The organism is Streptomyces amakusaensis (genome assembly GCF_039532665.1).
Classification (GTDB): Bacteria; Actinomycetota; Actinomycetes; order Streptomycetales; family Streptomycetaceae; genus Streptomyces; species Streptomyces amakusaensis.
Genome location: NZ_BAAASB010000011.1, coordinates 37,271 through 53,240, shown reverse-complemented (window position 1 = coordinate 53,240; position 15,970 = coordinate 37,271). Strand labels below are relative to the sequence as shown.

The 15,970-nt window shown below is 69.8% G+C and carries 17 protein-coding genes; 9 read left to right on the top strand and 8 right to left on the bottom strand.

The window, feature by feature from the left end; translation table 11 throughout:
- Positions 1 to 5 precede the first annotated feature (5 nt).
- Positions 6 to 458, bottom strand: coding sequence for a hypothetical protein (locus ABD371_RS20120; protein WP_344478868.1), 453 nt, complete (start codon positions 456 to 458; stop codon positions 6 to 8).
- Positions 459 to 605: 147 nt separating this feature from the next.
- On the opposite strand from ABD371_RS20120, the gene ABD371_RS20115 reads away from it, so the two are divergent.
- The 4 genes from ABD371_RS20115 to ABD371_RS20100 all read left to right on the top strand — a co-directional run bounded on the left by ABD371_RS20115 (position 606) and on the right by ABD371_RS20100 (position 2,314).
- A complete protein-coding gene (locus ABD371_RS20115) occupies positions 606 to 935 on the top strand; it encodes a hypothetical protein (RefSeq protein ID WP_344478867.1) in 330 nt (109 codons plus the stop codon).
- Between the two features lie 63 nt (positions 936 to 998).
- Positions 999 to 1,520 (top strand): GNAT family N-acetyltransferase, encoded by a 522-nt coding sequence (locus ABD371_RS20110; protein WP_344478865.1) that lies wholly within the window; start codon positions 999 to 1,001, stop codon positions 1,518 to 1,520.
- Positions 1,520 to 2,011, top strand: a complete 492-nt coding sequence (locus tag ABD371_RS20105; protein ID WP_344478863.1) for a hypothetical protein — start codon at positions 1,520 to 1,522, stop codon at positions 2,009 to 2,011. Before ABD371_RS20110 ends, ABD371_RS20105 begins: the two co-directional genes overlap by 1 nt.
- 69 nt (positions 2,012 to 2,080) lie before the next feature.
- Entirely contained in the window at positions 2,081 to 2,314 is a 234-nt protein-coding gene (locus ABD371_RS20100) for a hypothetical protein (RefSeq protein ID WP_344478861.1), read from the top strand.
- 49 nt (positions 2,315 to 2,363) lie between these two features.
- On the opposite strand, the gene ABD371_RS20095 is transcribed toward ABD371_RS20100, so the two are convergent.
- Both ABD371_RS20095 and ABD371_RS20090 read right to left on the bottom strand, forming a co-directional pair.
- Positions 2,364 to 2,579 carry a DUF397 domain-containing protein gene (locus ABD371_RS20095; RefSeq protein ID WP_344478860.1) on the bottom strand — a complete coding sequence of 72 codons (216 nt, stop codon included), beginning with the start codon at positions 2,577 to 2,579 and terminating at the stop codon, positions 2,364 to 2,366.
- Positions 2,576 to 3,439, bottom strand: coding sequence for a helix-turn-helix domain-containing protein (locus ABD371_RS20090; RefSeq protein WP_344478858.1), 864 nt, complete (start codon positions 3,437 to 3,439; stop codon positions 2,576 to 2,578). The genes ABD371_RS20095 and ABD371_RS20090 overlap by 4 nt, the downstream gene beginning before the upstream one ends.
- A 158-nt stretch (positions 3,440 to 3,597) precedes the next feature.
- Here ABD371_RS20090 and ABD371_RS20085 point away from each other — a divergent pair, with 158 nt between their 5' ends.
- Positions 3,598 to 4,020, top strand: a complete 423-nt coding sequence (locus ABD371_RS20085) for an ATP-binding protein (protein WP_344478857.1) — start codon at positions 3,598 to 3,600, stop codon at positions 4,018 to 4,020.
- A gap of 7 nt (positions 4,021 to 4,027) precedes the next feature.
- On the opposite strand, the gene ABD371_RS20080 is transcribed toward ABD371_RS20085, so the two are convergent.
- A complete protein-coding gene (locus tag ABD371_RS20080) occupies positions 4,028 to 4,558 on the bottom strand; it encodes a hypothetical protein (RefSeq protein ID WP_344478855.1) in 531 nt (176 codons plus the stop codon).
- Positions 4,559 to 4,916: 358 nt separating this feature from the next.
- Between ABD371_RS20080 and ABD371_RS20075 the strand changes: the two genes are divergently transcribed.
- Positions 4,917 to 7,043 (top strand): PIG-L family deacetylase, encoded by a 2,127-nt coding sequence (locus tag ABD371_RS20075; protein ID WP_344479221.1) that lies wholly within the window; start codon positions 4,917 to 4,919, stop codon positions 7,041 to 7,043.
- Positions 7,044 to 7,137: 94 nt separating this feature from the next.
- Here ABD371_RS20075 and tuf read toward each other — a convergent pair whose 3' ends face one another.
- The 4 genes from tuf to rpsL all read right to left on the bottom strand — a co-directional run bounded on the left by tuf (position 7,138) and on the right by rpsL (position 11,504).
- On the bottom strand, positions 7,138 to 8,331 hold the full coding sequence (gene tuf, locus ABD371_RS20070; protein WP_190121711.1) for an elongation factor Tu: 1,194 nt from the start codon (positions 8,329 to 8,331) through the stop codon (positions 7,138 to 7,140).
- Positions 8,332 to 8,494: 163 nt separating this feature from the next.
- On the bottom strand, positions 8,495 to 10,621 hold the full coding sequence (gene fusA, locus ABD371_RS20065) for an elongation factor G (protein WP_190121712.1): 2,127 nt from the start codon (positions 10,619 to 10,621) through the stop codon (positions 8,495 to 8,497).
- A gap of 38 nt (positions 10,622 to 10,659) precedes the next feature.
- On the bottom strand, positions 10,660 to 11,130 hold the full coding sequence (gene rpsG, locus ABD371_RS20060) for a 30S ribosomal protein S7 (RefSeq protein ID WP_190121713.1): 471 nt from the start codon (positions 11,128 to 11,130) through the stop codon (positions 10,660 to 10,662).
- 2 nt (positions 11,131 to 11,132) lie between these two features.
- A complete protein-coding gene (gene rpsL, locus ABD371_RS20055; protein WP_003948652.1) occupies positions 11,133 to 11,504 on the bottom strand; it encodes a 30S ribosomal protein S12 in 372 nt (123 codons plus the stop codon).
- A gap of 393 nt (positions 11,505 to 11,897) precedes the next feature.
- Between rpsL and ABD371_RS20050 the strand changes: the two genes are divergently transcribed.
- The 3 genes from ABD371_RS20050 to ABD371_RS20040 all read left to right on the top strand — a co-directional run bounded on the left by ABD371_RS20050 (position 11,898) and on the right by ABD371_RS20040 (position 15,967).
- On the top strand, positions 11,898 to 12,686 hold the full coding sequence (locus ABD371_RS20050) for a Crp/Fnr family transcriptional regulator (RefSeq protein WP_344478853.1): 789 nt from the start codon (positions 11,898 to 11,900) through the stop codon (positions 12,684 to 12,686).
- A 201-nt stretch (positions 12,687 to 12,887) separates the two neighbouring features.
- Positions 12,888 to 13,706 carry a hypothetical protein gene (locus ABD371_RS20045; RefSeq protein ID WP_344478851.1) on the top strand — a complete coding sequence of 273 codons (819 nt, stop codon included), beginning with the start codon at positions 12,888 to 12,890 and terminating at the stop codon, positions 13,704 to 13,706.
- Positions 13,703 to 15,967, top strand: a complete 2,265-nt coding sequence (locus ABD371_RS20040; RefSeq protein ID WP_344478848.1) for a hypothetical protein — start codon at positions 13,703 to 13,705, stop codon at positions 15,965 to 15,967. Before ABD371_RS20045 ends, ABD371_RS20040 begins: the two co-directional genes overlap by 4 nt.
- The last annotated feature ends 3 nt before the right edge of the window (positions 15,968 to 15,970 follow it).

Below are 15,970 nucleotides of genomic sequence, written 5' to 3'. Positions count from 1 at the left end.
ATCGATCAGAGGCCGTCGATCCGGGACTGCCTGTTCATCTGCACGGCGATCCCCGCATCAGTGCCGCCCAGAGTGACGGCGGTCGCGCTCAGCAGGCTCTGTTCCCTGGCCAGACCGCCGAGCAGCGACTTCACCTGGGCCTCCCAGGTCTCCTGCGCCTTCTTCAGCGCACCGGCCGCGTCCCAGCCGGAACCGTCCCTCGCGCCGAACTCCTTCGCCGCCGCGCCCATGCTCTCCGCCGTACGGCTGCCGTCCCTGCGGACACCGGGCTCCAGCTGCTCCTTGAGCGCCTTCGACGCGGCCTTCTTCTCCGCCGGGCTGGACGCCAGATCCGGGGCCGCACCGCCCGCACCGCCGCCGCCGAGCGGCGCGAGCTGGTTGAGCCGCATCGGCCCGTCGGCACCGTCCTGCCGGGCGCTCACGTCCGCCTTTATCCGCGCCCATTCGTCCCAAGCCATCGGTCCCCCTCCGCAGCGCTGGTCGCTCTCCACGCAACTTACGGAACGGCGGCGACAGCAGCGAATAAAAGAAGACACACGGCCCGAACCACACGCCGCATGGCCGATTCCCTGGCGGCAGAACCCGCCGCTTGTTAGGACTGCCCCATGACACCCGACGCACAGCGGGTCCGGGACCTTCTCGCACCCCACTTGACGGGCCGGCTCGACGACTCCTCGGCCACCCTTGAGGTCACCGGTCTGGAGATCGCCGAGCGGGGACGGACCTTCGACGTGGTGGTCGAGCTGCTGGCCCACGGGGAGCGGTGGCGCGTGCGCCTGCCGAGGGACAACTCGGACAGCGCGCTCTTCGACGGCTCTCCTCCACCGCATCTGGTCCGCCACATCGCGAGCGTGACCCGCGCGCAGCTCTTCGACTGGTGGCACACCAAGGGCCACGAGCGGAAGTCGGCCAAACTCGGCGAACGCCTCGCCTGAGCCCGCTGGAGCACACCCGAAATGCCTTGGCCCACAGCTTCCTTGGGGTGGTGGGATGGGCACATGAACCTCTCCAGCACCAGGACGGCCGAAGTCGCCGTACCGATAGTCGTCCGCGACCTGACCCCCGCCGATCTGCCGGCCTGTACGTGGGCGGGCACGGCCGCGCGCCTGGTGCAGGTGGAGAGGGCGCTGGAGCGCGCGGCGGCGGGAGAGGTGGACTACCTGGCCCTGTGCACTCCGGCCGGGGTGCCGGTGGCGATCGGAGGGGTCGACTACCGGGCCGTCGAGGGCGCGGGCACGCTGTGGCAGCTCGCGGTGCTGCCGGCCCTTCAGTCGTGCGGGCTGGGCACCATCCTCGTCCGGGCCGCTGAGGAACGTATTCGGTCACGCGGTCTGCGCCGCGCCGAGCTGGCGGTGGAGGAGGCCAACCCACGGGCCCGGGCCCTGTACGAGCGGCTGGGGTACGAGGCCTACGGCAGCCGCCCGGACGCCTGGGACGTCACCGCGCCGGACGGCTCGCTGCGCCGGTACGAGACCGTGGGCACGCTAATGCGCCGGGACATGGCGCAGGGGGACGCCTGATGGCGATGGAACTGTGGGCTCCGCTCTTCTCCCTCGCGGGAGTCGCGCTCGGCGGCGGGCTCACCGCGCTCTCCCAGCGCTCCACCCAGCGTTCGGCCGAGCGGCTGGAAGAACGCCGGCAGGCTGTCGCCACCGGCGAGGCCCGCCGGGCGGAGCAGATGCAGGCGATCAAGGACTTCATCGTGTGCGCGCAGGACGCCGAGCGGGCGGCCTACAGCCGTCCCGAGTCCTGGGGCGACGACGACGCCTGGAGCAGTGCCGCCTCGGCTTCGATGACCAGCCTCTGGATCGCGGAGCGGCATCTCGCGCTCCTCTGCGACGAGGCTCTGCACGCCCCCGTGCACGCATACGGCCGGGCACTCAACCAGGCGGTCTGGCGGGAGATCGGCGACGTCGAGGTCAACGAGCACCTTGAGGAACACAAGGCCGCCTTTATGGCCGCCGCCCGCGCAAACCTCGCTTCGAGCCTGCCGTCAACCATCGGCTCCTAGGGAGCCCGTTCGAGTTGTCATGTGCCAATGGCATAGCCATACGGGATCGGGCTTTCTAGCGTCCCTTTCATGGTCACTTCTTCATACGAGCCCACGCGGAAAACCGGCACTCACAAAGAGGCCTTCACCTCGGAACGGGTACGAGTGATCCTGAGGATCCTGGAGAAACGGGGAGTCCCCGTCGGGCCGGCGGCGAGAGAACGGATCGCCGGCTGTACGGATCTCGACACGCTGAGCCGCTGGCTGGAGCGAGCGCTGACCGTGACCGAGGCGGAGGGGCTCTTCCGCGAGGGCCGCGCCTGACGGGCGAGTGCCCCGTTCCCGATGGGGGCGGGGCACTCTGCGTTGCGGGTCAGGTGGCGGAGGCGTACGCGATGAAGCCGGACCAGGCATCGGCCGTGAAGCCGAGCTGGGGGCCCTGGAGGTTCTTGGAGTCGCGGACATGGACGGTGCCGCAGGAGGAGGTGGCCGCGACCTCGACGCAGGAGTCGCCTTCACTGCTGCTGCTGTAGCTGCTCTTGAACCACTCCGGCCCGGAACCGTTCCCAGCAGAGGGCTTGCGGATCATGTCTCTCCCAGCACTTGCTCGATGAAGGCCAGCGACTCCCGTGGGCTGAGAGCCTGGCCCCGGATGATGCCATATCGCAGCTCCAAGATCCGGAGCTGCTTGGGGTCAGAGACCGGGCGGCCGGAGAAGGCCCCATCGGAGCGCCCCACAGCCTTGCCGTCTCCAAACTTCAGCACCTCGATCACGCCGCCCATTCCAGCATGGCCCTCATGCAACGTCGGCATTACCTGGATTTCAACGTTTCGCAACTGGGCCACCTCCAACAGGCGTTCGAGCTGGCGACGCAACACCATTCTGCCCCCGATCGGGCGGCGCAGCGTCACCTCTTCCTGGACGAAACTCAGCTCCGGGGCCGGTGAGCGGTCGAAGATCGAGTGCCTGGCCATCCGGCCCCCCACCATCCGCTCGACCTCATCCGGCGAGTAGGCGGGCCGTCGTGTTTCGATCAGCGCTCGGGCGTACTCCTCCGTCTGCAACAAGCCATGGATGTTGTGGTTGTCGTACATCTCGAACTGGACCGCTTGCGCCTCGATCTTCGCCAGCTTCCGAACCTTCTTCGGGTACCTCGCCTCCGCCATCACCTTCTTCATCGCCGTGATCCTGCCGCTGGCCTTCAGCGTCCTGTCCGCCTTGTCCAGGAACTCCGGGCGCGGAATCCTCGCTCCCCTCTCCACCTTGCGGACGAGGTCCTCGCTGTATCCGATCAACCGCGCAAACTCCGCCACCGACAGCCCTGCGTCCTCCCGCCAAGCCCTGAGCTGCGCTCCTGCCATCTCCACTGCGGGCGCAATCTCGTCCTGTGGATCGACATCCCAGCCGGGCTCGTCAGCCCCATCCGTCACGTCCGTCGTATCGTCCATCTCGCACCTGCTTTCGGCGTGTTGACCGTGTTCAACGGCCGCCGTACCCGGGCGTCACGCGAGACAGAGCGGACAGGACGAGACAACGGCGGGACAGAACGCGGGCGTACCCAGCGCGCCACTTCTCACGGCGCGCACATCTCGCCACGCTGGGTGACGTGAACCACATCACTCAAACCCCCACCCCCACCCGCCAGTTCAGCGTGCGGATCTCCTCCACCCGCCGGGGCGCGCGGCTCGCGCGGCGGCTCGCCGTCCGGCAGATCGAGTCGTGGGGACGTGAGGCGGAGGCGGCGGCGCAGGTCGTCGCGGAGCTGGCGGCGAATGCGGCGACGCATGGGCGGGTGCCGGGGAGGGATTTCCGGATGACGTTGGCGGAGGTCGGGGGGACGCTGCGGATCGAGGTGACGGACACGCGCGGGGAGCGGGCGCCCGGGCGGAGGGACACGGACGAGGAGGACGAGAGCGGGCGGGGGCTGCTGCTCGTGGAGACGTTCGCGGACCGCTGGGGGGTGGTTTCGGGGCCGGCGCCGGGGAAGACGGTGTGGGCGGAGCTGGATCAGGGGCCGCCCACACCCTGAGCCTGGGCTACATCTCCATCTCGCCCGACACCGGCCCGAGGTCCGCCTCCGGGGCGGGGCCCCGGCTGACGGTCAGGGACCAGCGGACGCCGGAGTGGGCGTCGACGGAGACGGTGCCGGCGCGCTCGGACTTACTCGTGACGGTGTGGTTCTGGATGGTGGTCACCTCGCCGTCGACGCAGGTCATGGGGAAGCTCGCGCCGACGGGGCGGAGGGTGACCTGAAGGGTTCCCTTGCCCTGGCAGTTCACGGTGACGGCCAGGGAGTCGTCCTTCTTCCCGGGGCCGAAGGCGAGGTCCGCGCCGCCCCGGGTCTCGCCCTGGCGGAGGACGACGGTCCCAGGGAAGTCCTCGTCCAGTACGGGCAGGGCCGCCGTGGCCGCCGCCGCAGGCTTCGAGGACTGCGAGGGCTTCGCCGAGGGCGACGGCCTCTCGGCGGCCCGCTCCTCCGACGACCCGGACGAGCACCCCGTGAGCGACAGCAGCGCGACGGCTGCCGCCAGGGACAGGTGCAACGAGCGCGAGCGGTGCACAGACATGACAGTTCCCCCTGTTTCGGCACCCTGTGACCCATCCGAAGAATCGATTCCTCAGATAGCGAAGAACAAGATCTTCGCAGCGGCCCGTGCGACGCGACAAGAAATCACCCGGAGGTGATTTCCCCCGGCGACCAGGGCCTCCATCAGCAGCGGAACACTTCCGCCGACCCAAAAGCAACCCCCCGATAGGATTATCCGTCTAGTTCAGCGCGAACGGGCCTGACCAACCCGTTCGCACCCAAAGCAAGAAGCACAGCAGCAAGAAGCACAACGCGCGGACGAGAGGGCACAGCCCGGCCGCTGCGGGGGAAGCGGACGGAGCAGCGCACAAGTGAACAACGGACCCGGCGACGCCGCGATGACGGCTGCCCGAATACCGGAGCCCCGGCGCGCGGCCGGAGCCCGCCGCCGGAGCGTGATCGCCGCCCTCGCCGCAGCGACCGCGGCTGCTGCGGCGGGCTGCTCGGTGCCGGAGCCCCGGCGTCGGCCCGTACCGGCGGCGGACCCCGCGCCGGGGATGCCGATCGCGAGCGCCGGGCGGGCGCAGTTGATGCAGATACTCGCGCACCCGGACGACGATCTGTACTTCATGAACCCGGACACCCAGCGGATGCTGGACTCCGGAGTGCCTCTCGTCAGCGTCTACATCACCGCCGGGGAGCACCGGGGCGTCAACCGCGCCCCCGGCGGTCCCGAGGTGGCCGCCGACACCGAGGCGTACACCTCGGCCCGGCACCAGGGCCTGCGGCAGGCGTACGCCTCGCTCCTCGGGCTCGACAAGTTCACGCCGTGGACCAAGGGGACCGCCTCGCTGCGGGGGGACCGGCGGGCCGAGATCAATACGCTCACCAGCGGAAACCGCCGAGTGGAGCTGATCTTCCTCAATCTGCCCGAGCACACCCGCCGCCACTGGACGGCGCTGCCGGACCTGTGGCACGACCGCTCGATGAGCGTGCGGACCGTCGTCGCCGAGGGCTCGCCGCTGCGCGAGGACGTGGAGTACGACCATGACGCGCTGCTGGGGGTGCTGGTCGGGCTGATGCAGCAGTACCGGCCGACCGTCGTGCAGACCCTGGACCCCGACCCGGACATCCAGCTCAGCGACGAGCGGACCCGGCGCAAGGACAGTGAGCAGCCGGGCTACTCCGACCACGCCGACCACACCACGGCCGCGCTCTTCGCCTGGTCCGCGATGATCCGCTGGGTCGCGGAGGCGACGGAGAACGGCGGGCAGGTGCCCGGTTTTGTGGCGAACGCCTTCCGTGGCTACTACAACCGGCACTGGCCGAAGAATCTGCCGCCCGGGACGCTGCGCGAGAAGGCGGACCATCTGGTGCCCTACGGCGGCGACCCCGAGTGGCAGTGCGGCAACACGGCCGGCTGCGGCGACTACGGCGTGGGCGGCGACCGGCCGCTGACCAACAAGAAGGGGTGGGTGCGCTCCACCCACCACCGCCACCCCGGGCCCCGGCCCGCCGTCTTCGCCGAGCGGGACGGGCGGGACGGGCAGGACGGACGGCTCGCCGTGTACGGGGTGCTCGGGCTGCGCGCGGTGCGCTGGCGCGAGACGGAGGCGGGGGGCGGCCGATGGGGCGTCCCGGAGGATCTCGGCGGCGGCCCGCTCGCCCCCGTACTGGGCTCGGCGGCTCTCAAGGACGGGCGGCAGCTGCTGTTCGGGCTGCGGATCGCCGCGCTCGGCGGCCGGGGCGCGGCCAATCGGCGGGAGATCGTGCTGCTGGAGCAGCGGTCGGCGGGCGGGGCGTTTCGCGCCTGGACCGGGCTCGGCAATCCGGAGGAGACGGACGACCGGGGCCGCCGGATCGGTGTCCCGGTGGCGGTGACGGCACCGGACGGCCGGGTCCATCTCTTCGTACGGAACGCGGACCGGCAGGTCAGCACGCGGGTACGGGCTGCGGACGGGCGCTGGGGTCCCTGGCGGGCGCTCGGCGGGGAGGCGGTCCAGGACGGGCTGTCGGCCGTGGTGGACGCGGACGGCCTGGTGCATGTCTTCGGCGCGGGGCAGGACACCGTACGGCACTGGGCCCAGCCCGGACCCGGGGCGGATGTGGCCTTCCGGCCGGCCGGGATCGGGCCGCTGCCCGGCGGGCCCGTCGCCGCGCTGCCCGGCCGCGGGGGCGGCGTACAGCTGTACTACCGGGAGCCGGCGACGGCCGGCGTCACCTCCGTAGCCCCGGGCGGGCGTCCCGCCGAGGCGGTCGGTCTGCGGGGGTACGGGCCGGTTGGCGCCGTCGCCACCCGTCGGGGGGACGCGGTGATGTCGCGGGATTCGCGCGGCCGGCTGCGGCTGCTGAGCGGCGGGGGCCGGGTGATGACGCGGGGCCGGGGGCCGCTCGCGCTGGAGTCCGCCGCGCTGCTGGACAGCCCGTACGGGGCGACGGTCGTGGGGCTCGGCCCGGACGCCCGGCCGTGGATCTGGCGTCCGGAGGCGATGGCGGCGGACGACACGGCGGCGCAGGCGCGCTGAGCCTCAGAACGAAGAAGAGAGGCCCCACACCTTGCGGTATGGGGCCTCTCTCTTGGTGCCCTGTACGGAGCTACCAGGTCAGAACTTCGCCGAATTAGGCGAGGATCTTGGTGACCTGGCCGGCGCCGACGGTCCGGCCACCCTCACGGATGGCGAACTTCAGGCCCTCTTCCATGGCGACGGGCTGGATGAGGTTCACCGTCATGACGGTGTTGTCACCCGGCATGACCATCTCGGTGCCCTCGGGGAGGGTCACAACGCCGGTCACGTCCGTGGTACGGAAGTAGAACTGCGGGCGGTAGTTGTTGAAGAACGGGGTGTGACGGCCACCCTCGTCCTTCGACAGGATGTAGGCCTGGGCCTCGAACTCGGTGTGCGGCGTGACCGAACCGGGCTTGATGATGACCTGGCCGCGCTCGACGTCCTCGCGCTTGATGCCACGGAGGAGCAGACCGACGTTCTCACCGGCCTGGCCCTCGTCGAGCAGCTTGCGGAACATCTCGATGCCGGTGACCGTGGTGGTGGTCTTCTCGGTCTTGATACCGACGATGTCGACGGTCTCGTTGACCTTGAGGACACCACGCTCGATACGACCGGTGACGACGGTGCCACGACCGGTGATCGTGAAGACGTCCTCGATCGGCATCAGGAACGGCTTGTCGACGTCGCGCTCGGGCTGCGGGATCGACTCGTCGACGGCGGCCATCAGGTTCAGGACCGACTGGCCCCACTCCTTGTCGCCCTCGAGCGCCTTGAGCGCCGAGACCTTGACGACCGGCAGGTCGTCGCCCGGGAACTCGTACTCGGAGAGGAGCTCACGGACCTCGAGCTCGACGAGCTCCAGGATCTCCTCGTCGTCCACCATGTCGGCCTTGTTCAGGGCGACGACGATGTACGGAACGCCGACCTGGCGGGCCAGGAGCACGTGCTCCTTGGTCTGCGGCATCGGGCCGTCGGTGGCCGCGACCACGAGGATGGCGCCGTCCATCTGCGCCGCACCCGTGATCATGTTCTTGATGTAGTCCGCGTGACCCGGGCAGTCGACGTGCGCGTAGTGACGCGACTCCGTCTGGTACTCGACGTGCGCGATCGAGATCGTGATACCGCGCTGGCGCTCCTCGGGAGCCTTGTCGATCTGGTCGAAGGCCGAGGCCTCGTTCAGGTCCGGGTACGCGTCGTGCAGCACCTTGGTAATGGCGGCCGTGAGGGTCGTCTTACCGTGGTCAATGTGACCGATGGTGCCGATGTTGACGTGCGGCTTAGTCCGCTCGAACTTCGCCTTCGCCACTGGGTCCTCCTGTGGAGTGGTTCTGTACGCCTTGCTTCATCGGCGCCAGGTGATCTTTGCTGGATTGCCGGAGCCCGGGACACTCCAACCGTCTACGTAGGTATTCGGCTGGAATGTCCGCGGCAGGCTCCGGTGACAAGCCTAAAGCGTGTACTCGGGTGAGTTACTCGCCCTTGGCCTTCGCGATGATCTCCTCGGCGACGTTCCGCGGAACCTCGGCGTAGGAGTCGAACTGCATCGAGTAGCTTGCGCGACCCGAGGTCTTGCTGCGGAGGTCTCCGACGTAGCCGAACATCTCCGAGAGCGGCACCAGGCCCTTGACGACCTTGGCGCCGGCACGGTCCTCCATGGCCTGAATCTGGCCACGGCGGGAGTTGATGTCGCCGATGACATCGCCCATGTAGTCCTCGGGCGTGGTCACCTCGACCGACATCATCGGCTCGAGCAGCACGGGGCTGGCCTTGCGCGCGGCCTCCTTGAACGCCTGCGAACCGGCGATCTTGAAGGCGAGCTCGGAGGAGTCGACCTCGTGGTAGCCACCGTCGAGGAGCGTCAGACGGACGCCCGTCATCTCGTAGCCGGCGAGGATGCCGAACTGCATGGCCTCCTGCGCACCCGCGTCCACCGAAGGGATGTACTCCTTGGGGATGCGGCCACCGGTGACCTTGTTCACGAACTCGTAGCTCGCGTCGCCGCCCTCGATGGGCTCGATCGCGATCTGCACCTTCGCGAACTGACCGGTACCACCGGTCTGCTTCTTGTGCGTGTAGTCGACGCGCTCGACGGCCTTGCGGATCGTCTCGCGGTAGGCGACCTGCGGCTTGCCGACGTTGGCCTCGACGCGGAACTCGCGGCGCATCCGGTCGACCAGCACCTCGAGGTGAAGCTCGCCCATACCACCGATGATGGTCTGGCCGGTCTCCTCGTTGGTGTGCACCTGGAAGGAGGGGTCCTCCTCCGCGAGACGCTGGATGGCTACACCCAGCTTCTCCTGGTCACCCTTGGACTTGGGCTCGATGGCGACCTGAATGACCGGCGCCGGGAAGTCCATGGACTCCAGGATGACCGGGTTCTTCTCGTCGCTCAGCGTCTCACCGGTGGTGGTCTGCTTGAGGCCCATGACGGCGACGATGTCGCCCGCGCCCACCGACTCGATCTCCTCACGCTTGTTCGCGTGCATACGGTAGATCTTGCCGATGCGCTCCTTGCGGCCCTTCACGGAGTTCAGAACCGCGGTGCCCGAGTTCAGGCGACCGGAGTAGATCCGGATGAAGGTCAGCTTGCCCAGGTGCGGGTCGCTCGCGATCTTGAACGCGAGGGCCGACAGGGGCTCGTCGTCCGACGGCTTGCGCTTGACGACCAGCTCCGGGTCCTTGACGTCGTGGCCCTCGATGGCCTCGACGTCCAGGGGGGAGGGAAGGTAGCGCACGACCGCGTCGAGCAGGGGCTGGACGCCCTTGTTCTTGAACGCGGTACCGCAGAAGACGGGGGTGATCGTGACGCCCTCGGACTTGCCGGAGGCGATGGTGATACGACGGATCGCGGCGTACAGCTGCTCCTCGGTGGGCTCAGTGCCCTCCAGGTACAGCTCCATCAGCTCTTCGTCGTTCTCGGCGACCGTCTCCAGAAGCTTGCCGCGGTACTCCTCGGCAGCCTCGGTGTGGGTGGCCGGGATGTCGACGACGTCGTACATCTCGCCCTTGGACGCCTCGGCGGACCAGACGAAGGCCTTCATGGTGACGAGGTCGACGACACCCTTGAAGTCCATCTCGGCACCGATGGGCAGCTGCATCACGATCGGCACGGCGCCGAGGCGGCCGCTGATCATGTCGACGCAACGGTGGAACTCGGCGCCGGTGCGGTCGAGCTTGTTGACGAAGCAGATACGCGGAACGCCGTAGCGGTCCGCCTGACGCCAGACGGTCTCGGACTGCGGCTCAACGCCGGCGACGCCGTCGAACACGGTGACAGCACCGTCGAGGACGCGGAGCGAACGCTCCACCTCGACGGTGAAGTCGACGTGACCCGGAGTGTCGATGATGTTGATCGTGTGATCGACATCCTCGAGCGGCCAGTGACAGGTCGTCGCGGCCGACGTGATCGTGATGCCGCGCTCCTGCTCCTGCTCCATCCAGTCCATCGTGGCAGCGCCGTCGTGGACCTCACCGATCTTGTAGCTCACACCGGTGTAGAACAGGATGCGCTCGGTGGTCGTCGTCTTGCCCGCGTCGATGTGGGCCATGATCCCAATGTTGCGGACCTTGGCCAGGTCAAGCGAAGTGGTGGCCATATGGCTCAGTCTTCTCTCGGTCTCGATGTGGGTAGGGACTACCAGCGGTAGTGCGCGAAGGCCTTGTTGGACTCGGCCATCTTGTGCGTGTCCTCACGCTTCTTGACCGAAGCGCCGAGGCCGTTCGAGGCGTCGAGCAGTTCGTTCATGAGGCGCTCGGTCATGGTCTTCTCACGGCGGGCGCGGGAGTAACCCACGATCCAGCGCAGCGAGAGCGTGGCGGCACGACCGGGCTTGACCTCGATCGGCACCTGGTAGGTGGCGCCACCGACACGGCGGGACTTGACCTCGAGGGAGGGCTTGACGTTCTCCAGCGCGCGCTTCAGCGTGATGACCGGGTCTGCGCCGGTCTTCTCGCGGAGGCCTTCCATGGCGCCGTAGACGATCCGCTCGGCGGTGGAACGCTTGCCGTCAAGCAGAAGCTTGTTGATCAGCGAGGTGACAAGAGGAGAGCTGTAGACCGGGTCGATGATGACCGGGCGCTTCGGGGCGGGGCCCTTACGAGGCATTCTTACTTCTCCTTCTTGGCGCCGTAGCGGCTACGGGCCTGCTTGCGGTTCTTGACGCCCTGGGTGTCAAGGGAGCCGCGGATGATCTTGTAACGAACACCCGGCAGGTCCTTCACACGGCCACCACGCACGAGCACGATCGAGTGCTCCTGCAGGTTGTGTCCCTCACCCGGGATGTAGGCCGTGACCTCGATGCCAGAGGTCAGACGCACACGCGCGACCTTGCGCAGGGCCGAGTTCGGCTTCTTCGGGGTGGTCGTGAACACACGCGTGCAGACGCCGCGGCGCTGGGGCGAACCCTCAAGCGCGGGCGTCTTGTTCTTCTCGACCTTGTCCTGCCGGCCCTTCCGGACCAGCTGCTGGATCGTAGGCACTACTTCTCCGGTTTCTGTGTGCCGTTCGTGAAACTAACCTGAAACGTCGCCGACCCACGCGGTCGGGTGTGTCGAAACTGCGAGACCCTCGCCCTGAGGCGAGAAAAGGCGCAGAATACGGTGGCCGATGATCGGGCTCGCCCTGCGGTTGAGGACACGCACGGGAGCCCAGGCACACCCCAGGCACAAGGTCAGAGCGTACCTACCGCATGGGCTGCGGTCAAAACAAATGGAGTCCACCGCGACGCGCCGGACGTTCCGCCCTCATTCGCCCATGAGGACGCCCGGTTCTGCGGAGAAACCGTTTTCCATGGCCGGATACCGCCGTTCCGGGTCCATCGGACGCCCCCCTTCAGTACCTTTTCGGACGCCGCACGACGATCGGGGGACTGGATGACGGCAGCGTACTCACTCAGTGACGGTGGCCTGGACGACCGGGTTCCGTTTCTTGCCAGGCTGGAGGGCGAGGACCGCTCCGCCCTGCTCGCGCTCGGCAGCGAGATGACCTTCGCGCCCAGGGCGGTGATTCTCCGCCAGCACGAGCCCTCCTCGCACGTACTGATCATCGTGCGCGGCTGGACCAAGGTCACCGCCTCGGCCCCCAACGGCTACGAGGCGCTCCTCGCGCTGCGCGGCCCCGGCGACATCGTCGGAGAGGCCTCGGCGCTGACCGGGCGGGCACGCTCGGCGACGGTGACCGCCCTGGAGGCGGTGGGGACGGTGGCGGTGGAGCGCGAGCGCTTCACCGAGTTCCTCAGCGGCTCCCCCGCCGTCTGTTTCGCCCTGCTGGGGCTCACGTCCGACCGTACGAGGGCGGCGGACCGGCGGCGGCTGGAGTTCGCGTCGATGAGCGTACGGGAGCGGCTGGCCGCGCTGCTGCTCGAACTGGCGCGGACCCACGGCAGGCGCACCGAGGAGGGCATCGAGCTGTCCGTGGGGCTCAGCAAGCAGGAGCTGGCCGGCTCGGTCGGGGCCTCGCGGGAGATGGTCCAGCGGCTGCTCAAGGAGTTGCGGGACCGGGCGGCGGTGTCGACCGGACGGCGGGAGCTGGTGATCATGCGCCCGGACATCCTGCGCCGGATCGCCCGCTCGGAACGGCCGGGGGAGGCCGGGCCGCCCGCTCAGCAAGAAGTGCCCGGGCGGGACGCCCTGCCCGATCTGCCCGAGCAGCTGGGGGCCTGACGGCCGTCGTCCCGGGTGGCCGTCGTCCCGGGGGCTCCGGCACCCGGGACGACGGCCGTGTACGGCCACATACGGCCATTCCGTGGCTCGGAGCGGCTCTGTGCACACGGTCACACTTCGAGTGCGTCATCCGCCCTCACGCTCTGTGCCGCTCCGGCGTGAAGCTTCTTCGTGCGAGCCCACCCCCACCGGAAGGCGGCCATGTCCGATCCCGTGAACCGCATGATCCTGCTGCTGGACATCGAGAAGTACAGCGACCGGGACGACGTCGAGCAGGCCTATCTGCGCCGGATGCTCTACGACATCGCCGATCAGGTCCTGGAGTCCGCGGGCATCGACGAGACGCGCCGGATGCGGGCCGACCGGGGTGACTCCGTCATGGAGCTGATCGACGCCAACGCCTCCCCCGTCGCGCTGCTGAGGGCCGTGCTCGGCGAGATCCCCGTACAGCTGCGGATGATCAACCGGATGGCGTCCAAGTCCGCCCAGATCCGGCTGCGCGCGGTGGTGGCCAGCGGCTATGTCGCCGTGGACAGCTTCAACGGCTGGGTCGGCTCCGACCTCAACCACGCCTGCCGGCTGCTCGACGCCCAGCTGCTGCGGGACGCGCTGCGCGAGCGGGCCGAGGACTTCGCCCTGTGCGTCTCGGAGGGCGTGCACGGCGGGATCGTGCGCCACGACCACCCGGGCATCCCCCGGGAGCAGTTCCACGCCATCACCGTCGACAGCAAGAACGGCCCGCTGAAGGCATGGCTGCACGGACAGCTGCCGGCCGGCGCGCCCGTTCGCCCGCAGGCCCAGGACCACCGCGAAGAGGAAGAGACTCCGGCACCGGGCGGCGTGGGGGAGCGCCCGGTGCCGGACATCCACCCGGCTCCCGTCGGCGGCGTCACCATCACCTTCCAGGGCGGCTCGCCCTCCTTCGGCGGCAGCCTCGTCGCGGGCGACCAGCACGGCGTCTCCGGCGGCACGGTCACCGGGGACGTACACCTCGGCGGCGGACCGGAGACCCGGCGATGAGCGCCACCGACACCGAAACCCCGGGCGTCAGGCCGCCGCCCGGCCCGGCGGGGCCGGGCGCGGGCCCGTCCGAGGGCTCCAAGCCCGCGTCCGACGAGGGCAGGGAAGCGGGCGCGGCGGGCGAGCAGGAGGGCGGCGAGGAGGCCGACCGGCCCGATCAGCCGCAGGACGCCTGGTCGGCGCTGCGGGACCTCAAGGGCCACAGCCCGAGGAACATGCGGGTGGGCGGCTCGGCCCGGTTCGGCGGCAGCCTCGTCGGCGGCGACCAGCACGGCGTCTCCGGCGGGCAGGTCACCGGCGATGTCTTCATGGGCGGCAAGACCGAGATCCACTACCGGATCGGGGGCCTGGCCTCGGCCCAGACCTCGGGCATCGTCCCCCGCTCCACGCTGGACCGGCTGGACGGCTTCTTCACCGCCGACGACGAGCACTTCGCCCAGCTGCTGGCCCGGCTCCGCGAGGAACGCGTCCTGGTGCTGACCGGCCCCGACTTCTCCGGCCGGCGCACCGCCGCCCTGATGCTGCTGCACCGCCTCGGCGTCGCCTCCGTCCGCGCGCTGGCCCGGGACACCGCCCCCGCCGATCTCGCCGGCCTCGGCGGTTGGGGCACCGGCGAGGAGGCCGACGGCGAACAGGAGCAGCAGGCCGGCGGACACCTCCTCTGCGACCTGGTCACCCGCCGTGACCGGCCGCTGCGCGAGACCCATCTGCTGGCCGCCCGCGACCGGCTCGCCGAGAAGAACGCCCATCTGGTGATCACCGTGGGGCCCACCGCCGCCCTGGACGGCGTCACCGCCGTCGAATGGCGTCCGCCCCCCGCCGCCCAGCTGCTCGCCGCGCATCTGCGGGCGCTCACCGACGACGACACCACCGGCCGGATGCTGGCGCTCCCGGCCACCGGCGCCTTCCTCGACCGCAGCCACCAGCCGCGCGAGGTCGCGGCCTTCGCCGAGGTGCTCGCCCGGCACGCCCGGGGCGAGGCCGGGGCCGAGGAGGTGGCGGGGTTCTCGGGGACGGTCCTCAAGGCCCAGATCCAGGAGTGGTTCGAGGAGGACGAGACGGCGATCCCCCTGCGCGACAAGGCGTTCCTGGTCGCCCTCGCCGCCTTCGACGGCGGCCCGTACGCACTGACCGCCGAGCTGAGCGATCTGCTGTACACCTCGCTCCTGAAGACCGCGAACTCCTCCGCGCCGCCCGTCGTGCCCGTCTTCGGCACCCATATCGGCAAGCGGCTCCAACTGGCGCGCGCCAAGCGGTACGAGGAGGACGAGCACACCGAGTGGGGCCCGGTCAGCCAGTCCAAGGCCGCCTTCCACGACGAGCGGGCCGCGCTGATCCTGCTGAGCGAGCTGTGGACGGGACACCCCTCGGCCCGGCCCGCCCTGATCAACTGGCTGCGGCAACTCGCCGACGACGGCCGCCCGCTGGTGCGCACCCGGGCCGCCTCCACCGTGGCGATCCTCGCCCGCACCGATCTGCCCTCCGCCATGGCGCTGATCATCGAGCCGTGGGCGCTCTCCGATCTCTACCGGGAGAAGCTGGTCGCCGCGAACGCGCTGGCCTTCGCCCACACCCTGGGCACGCCCAACGTCCCGCGCATCCTCGACCAGTGGTGCCACGCCAGGGATCTCGGCCTGTGCTGGGTCGCGGTCAGGACCTACGCCCTGATCGGTCCGGAGCGCCCCGCGCAGACGCTGGCCGCCCTGCGCGGCGCGGCCCGCAGTTTCTACGCCAATGTGGCGGAGGGCCGGGACCCCGACCCGCTGATGGCGAGCGAACTGGGCGAATCGATCGCGCTCCTGCTGCTGTCCGAGGCCGACGAGGAGGTCCTCTCCGAGCTGCGGCGGACCATCGACGACGATCCGGCCGTGCACGGCCTCGCCCTCGGCGGCTTCCTCAGCGGCTGCCGCCACACCGAGGACGCCGAGCGGTACGGAATGCCCATGCTCCTCGCCCGGTACGCGCGGGCCGCCGCCGAGGGCTCCCCGGTCGCCGCCGACATCGCCGCGCTCTGGCGGGCCTCCCTCAGCGACCGGCACTACACCCGCACCGCGCTGGAGCGGATGCGCGACTGGGTGCTCACCGCCCAGCGCTCCGAGGCCGCCGAATGGGCCCTGGCCGCGCTGCTGCCCGCGCTGGTCACCGAGACGGCGGAGGCGCAGCGCCTGGCCCATCTGCTGCGCACCATGCCCAGCGAGGACGGCACGGACCCGCCGCCCGTCGCCGCCCGACTGCTCACGGTCCTGCCAAGACTCCGCTGACAC

Coding starts and splice junctions, on each gene's coding strand:
- ABD371_RS20110 (WP_344478865.1), top strand. CDS start 999: ATGAACCTCTCCAGCACCAGGACGGCCGAAGTCGCCGTACCGATAGTC.
- ABD371_RS20080 (WP_344478855.1), bottom strand. CDS start 4,558: ATGTCTGTGCACCGCTCGCGCTCGTTGCACCTGTCCCTGGCGGCAGCC.
- ABD371_RS20120 (WP_344478868.1), bottom strand. CDS start 458: ATGGCTTGGGACGAATGGGCGCGGATAAAGGCGGACGTGAGCGCCCGG.
- ABD371_RS20075 (WP_344479221.1), top strand. CDS start 4,917: ATGACGGCTGCCCGAATACCGGAGCCCCGGCGCGCGGCCGGAGCCCGC.
- fusA (WP_190121712.1), bottom strand. CDS start 10,621: ATGGCCACCACTTCGCTTGACCTGGCCAAGGTCCGCAACATTGGGATC.
- rpsG (WP_190121713.1), bottom strand. CDS start 11,130: ATGCCTCGTAAGGGCCCCGCCCCGAAGCGCCCGGTCATCATCGACCCG.
- ABD371_RS20040 (WP_344478848.1), top strand. CDS start 13,703: ATGAGCGCCACCGACACCGAAACCCCGGGCGTCAGGCCGCCGCCCGGC.
- ABD371_RS20115 (WP_344478867.1), top strand. CDS start 606: ATGACACCCGACGCACAGCGGGTCCGGGACCTTCTCGCACCCCACTTG.
- ABD371_RS20095 (WP_344478860.1), bottom strand. CDS start 2,579: ATGATCCGCAAGCCCTCTGCTGGGAACGGTTCCGGGCCGGAGTGGTTC.
- ABD371_RS20105 (WP_344478863.1), top strand. CDS start 1,520: ATGGCGATGGAACTGTGGGCTCCGCTCTTCTCCCTCGCGGGAGTCGCG.
- ABD371_RS20045 (WP_344478851.1), top strand. CDS start 12,888: ATGTCCGATCCCGTGAACCGCATGATCCTGCTGCTGGACATCGAGAAG.
- ABD371_RS20050 (WP_344478853.1), top strand. CDS start 11,898: ATGACGGCAGCGTACTCACTCAGTGACGGTGGCCTGGACGACCGGGTT.
- ABD371_RS20090 (WP_344478858.1), bottom strand. CDS start 3,439: ATGGACGATACGACGGACGTGACGGATGGGGCTGACGAGCCCGGCTGG.
- ABD371_RS20100 (WP_344478861.1), top strand. CDS start 2,081: ATGGTCACTTCTTCATACGAGCCCACGCGGAAAACCGGCACTCACAAA.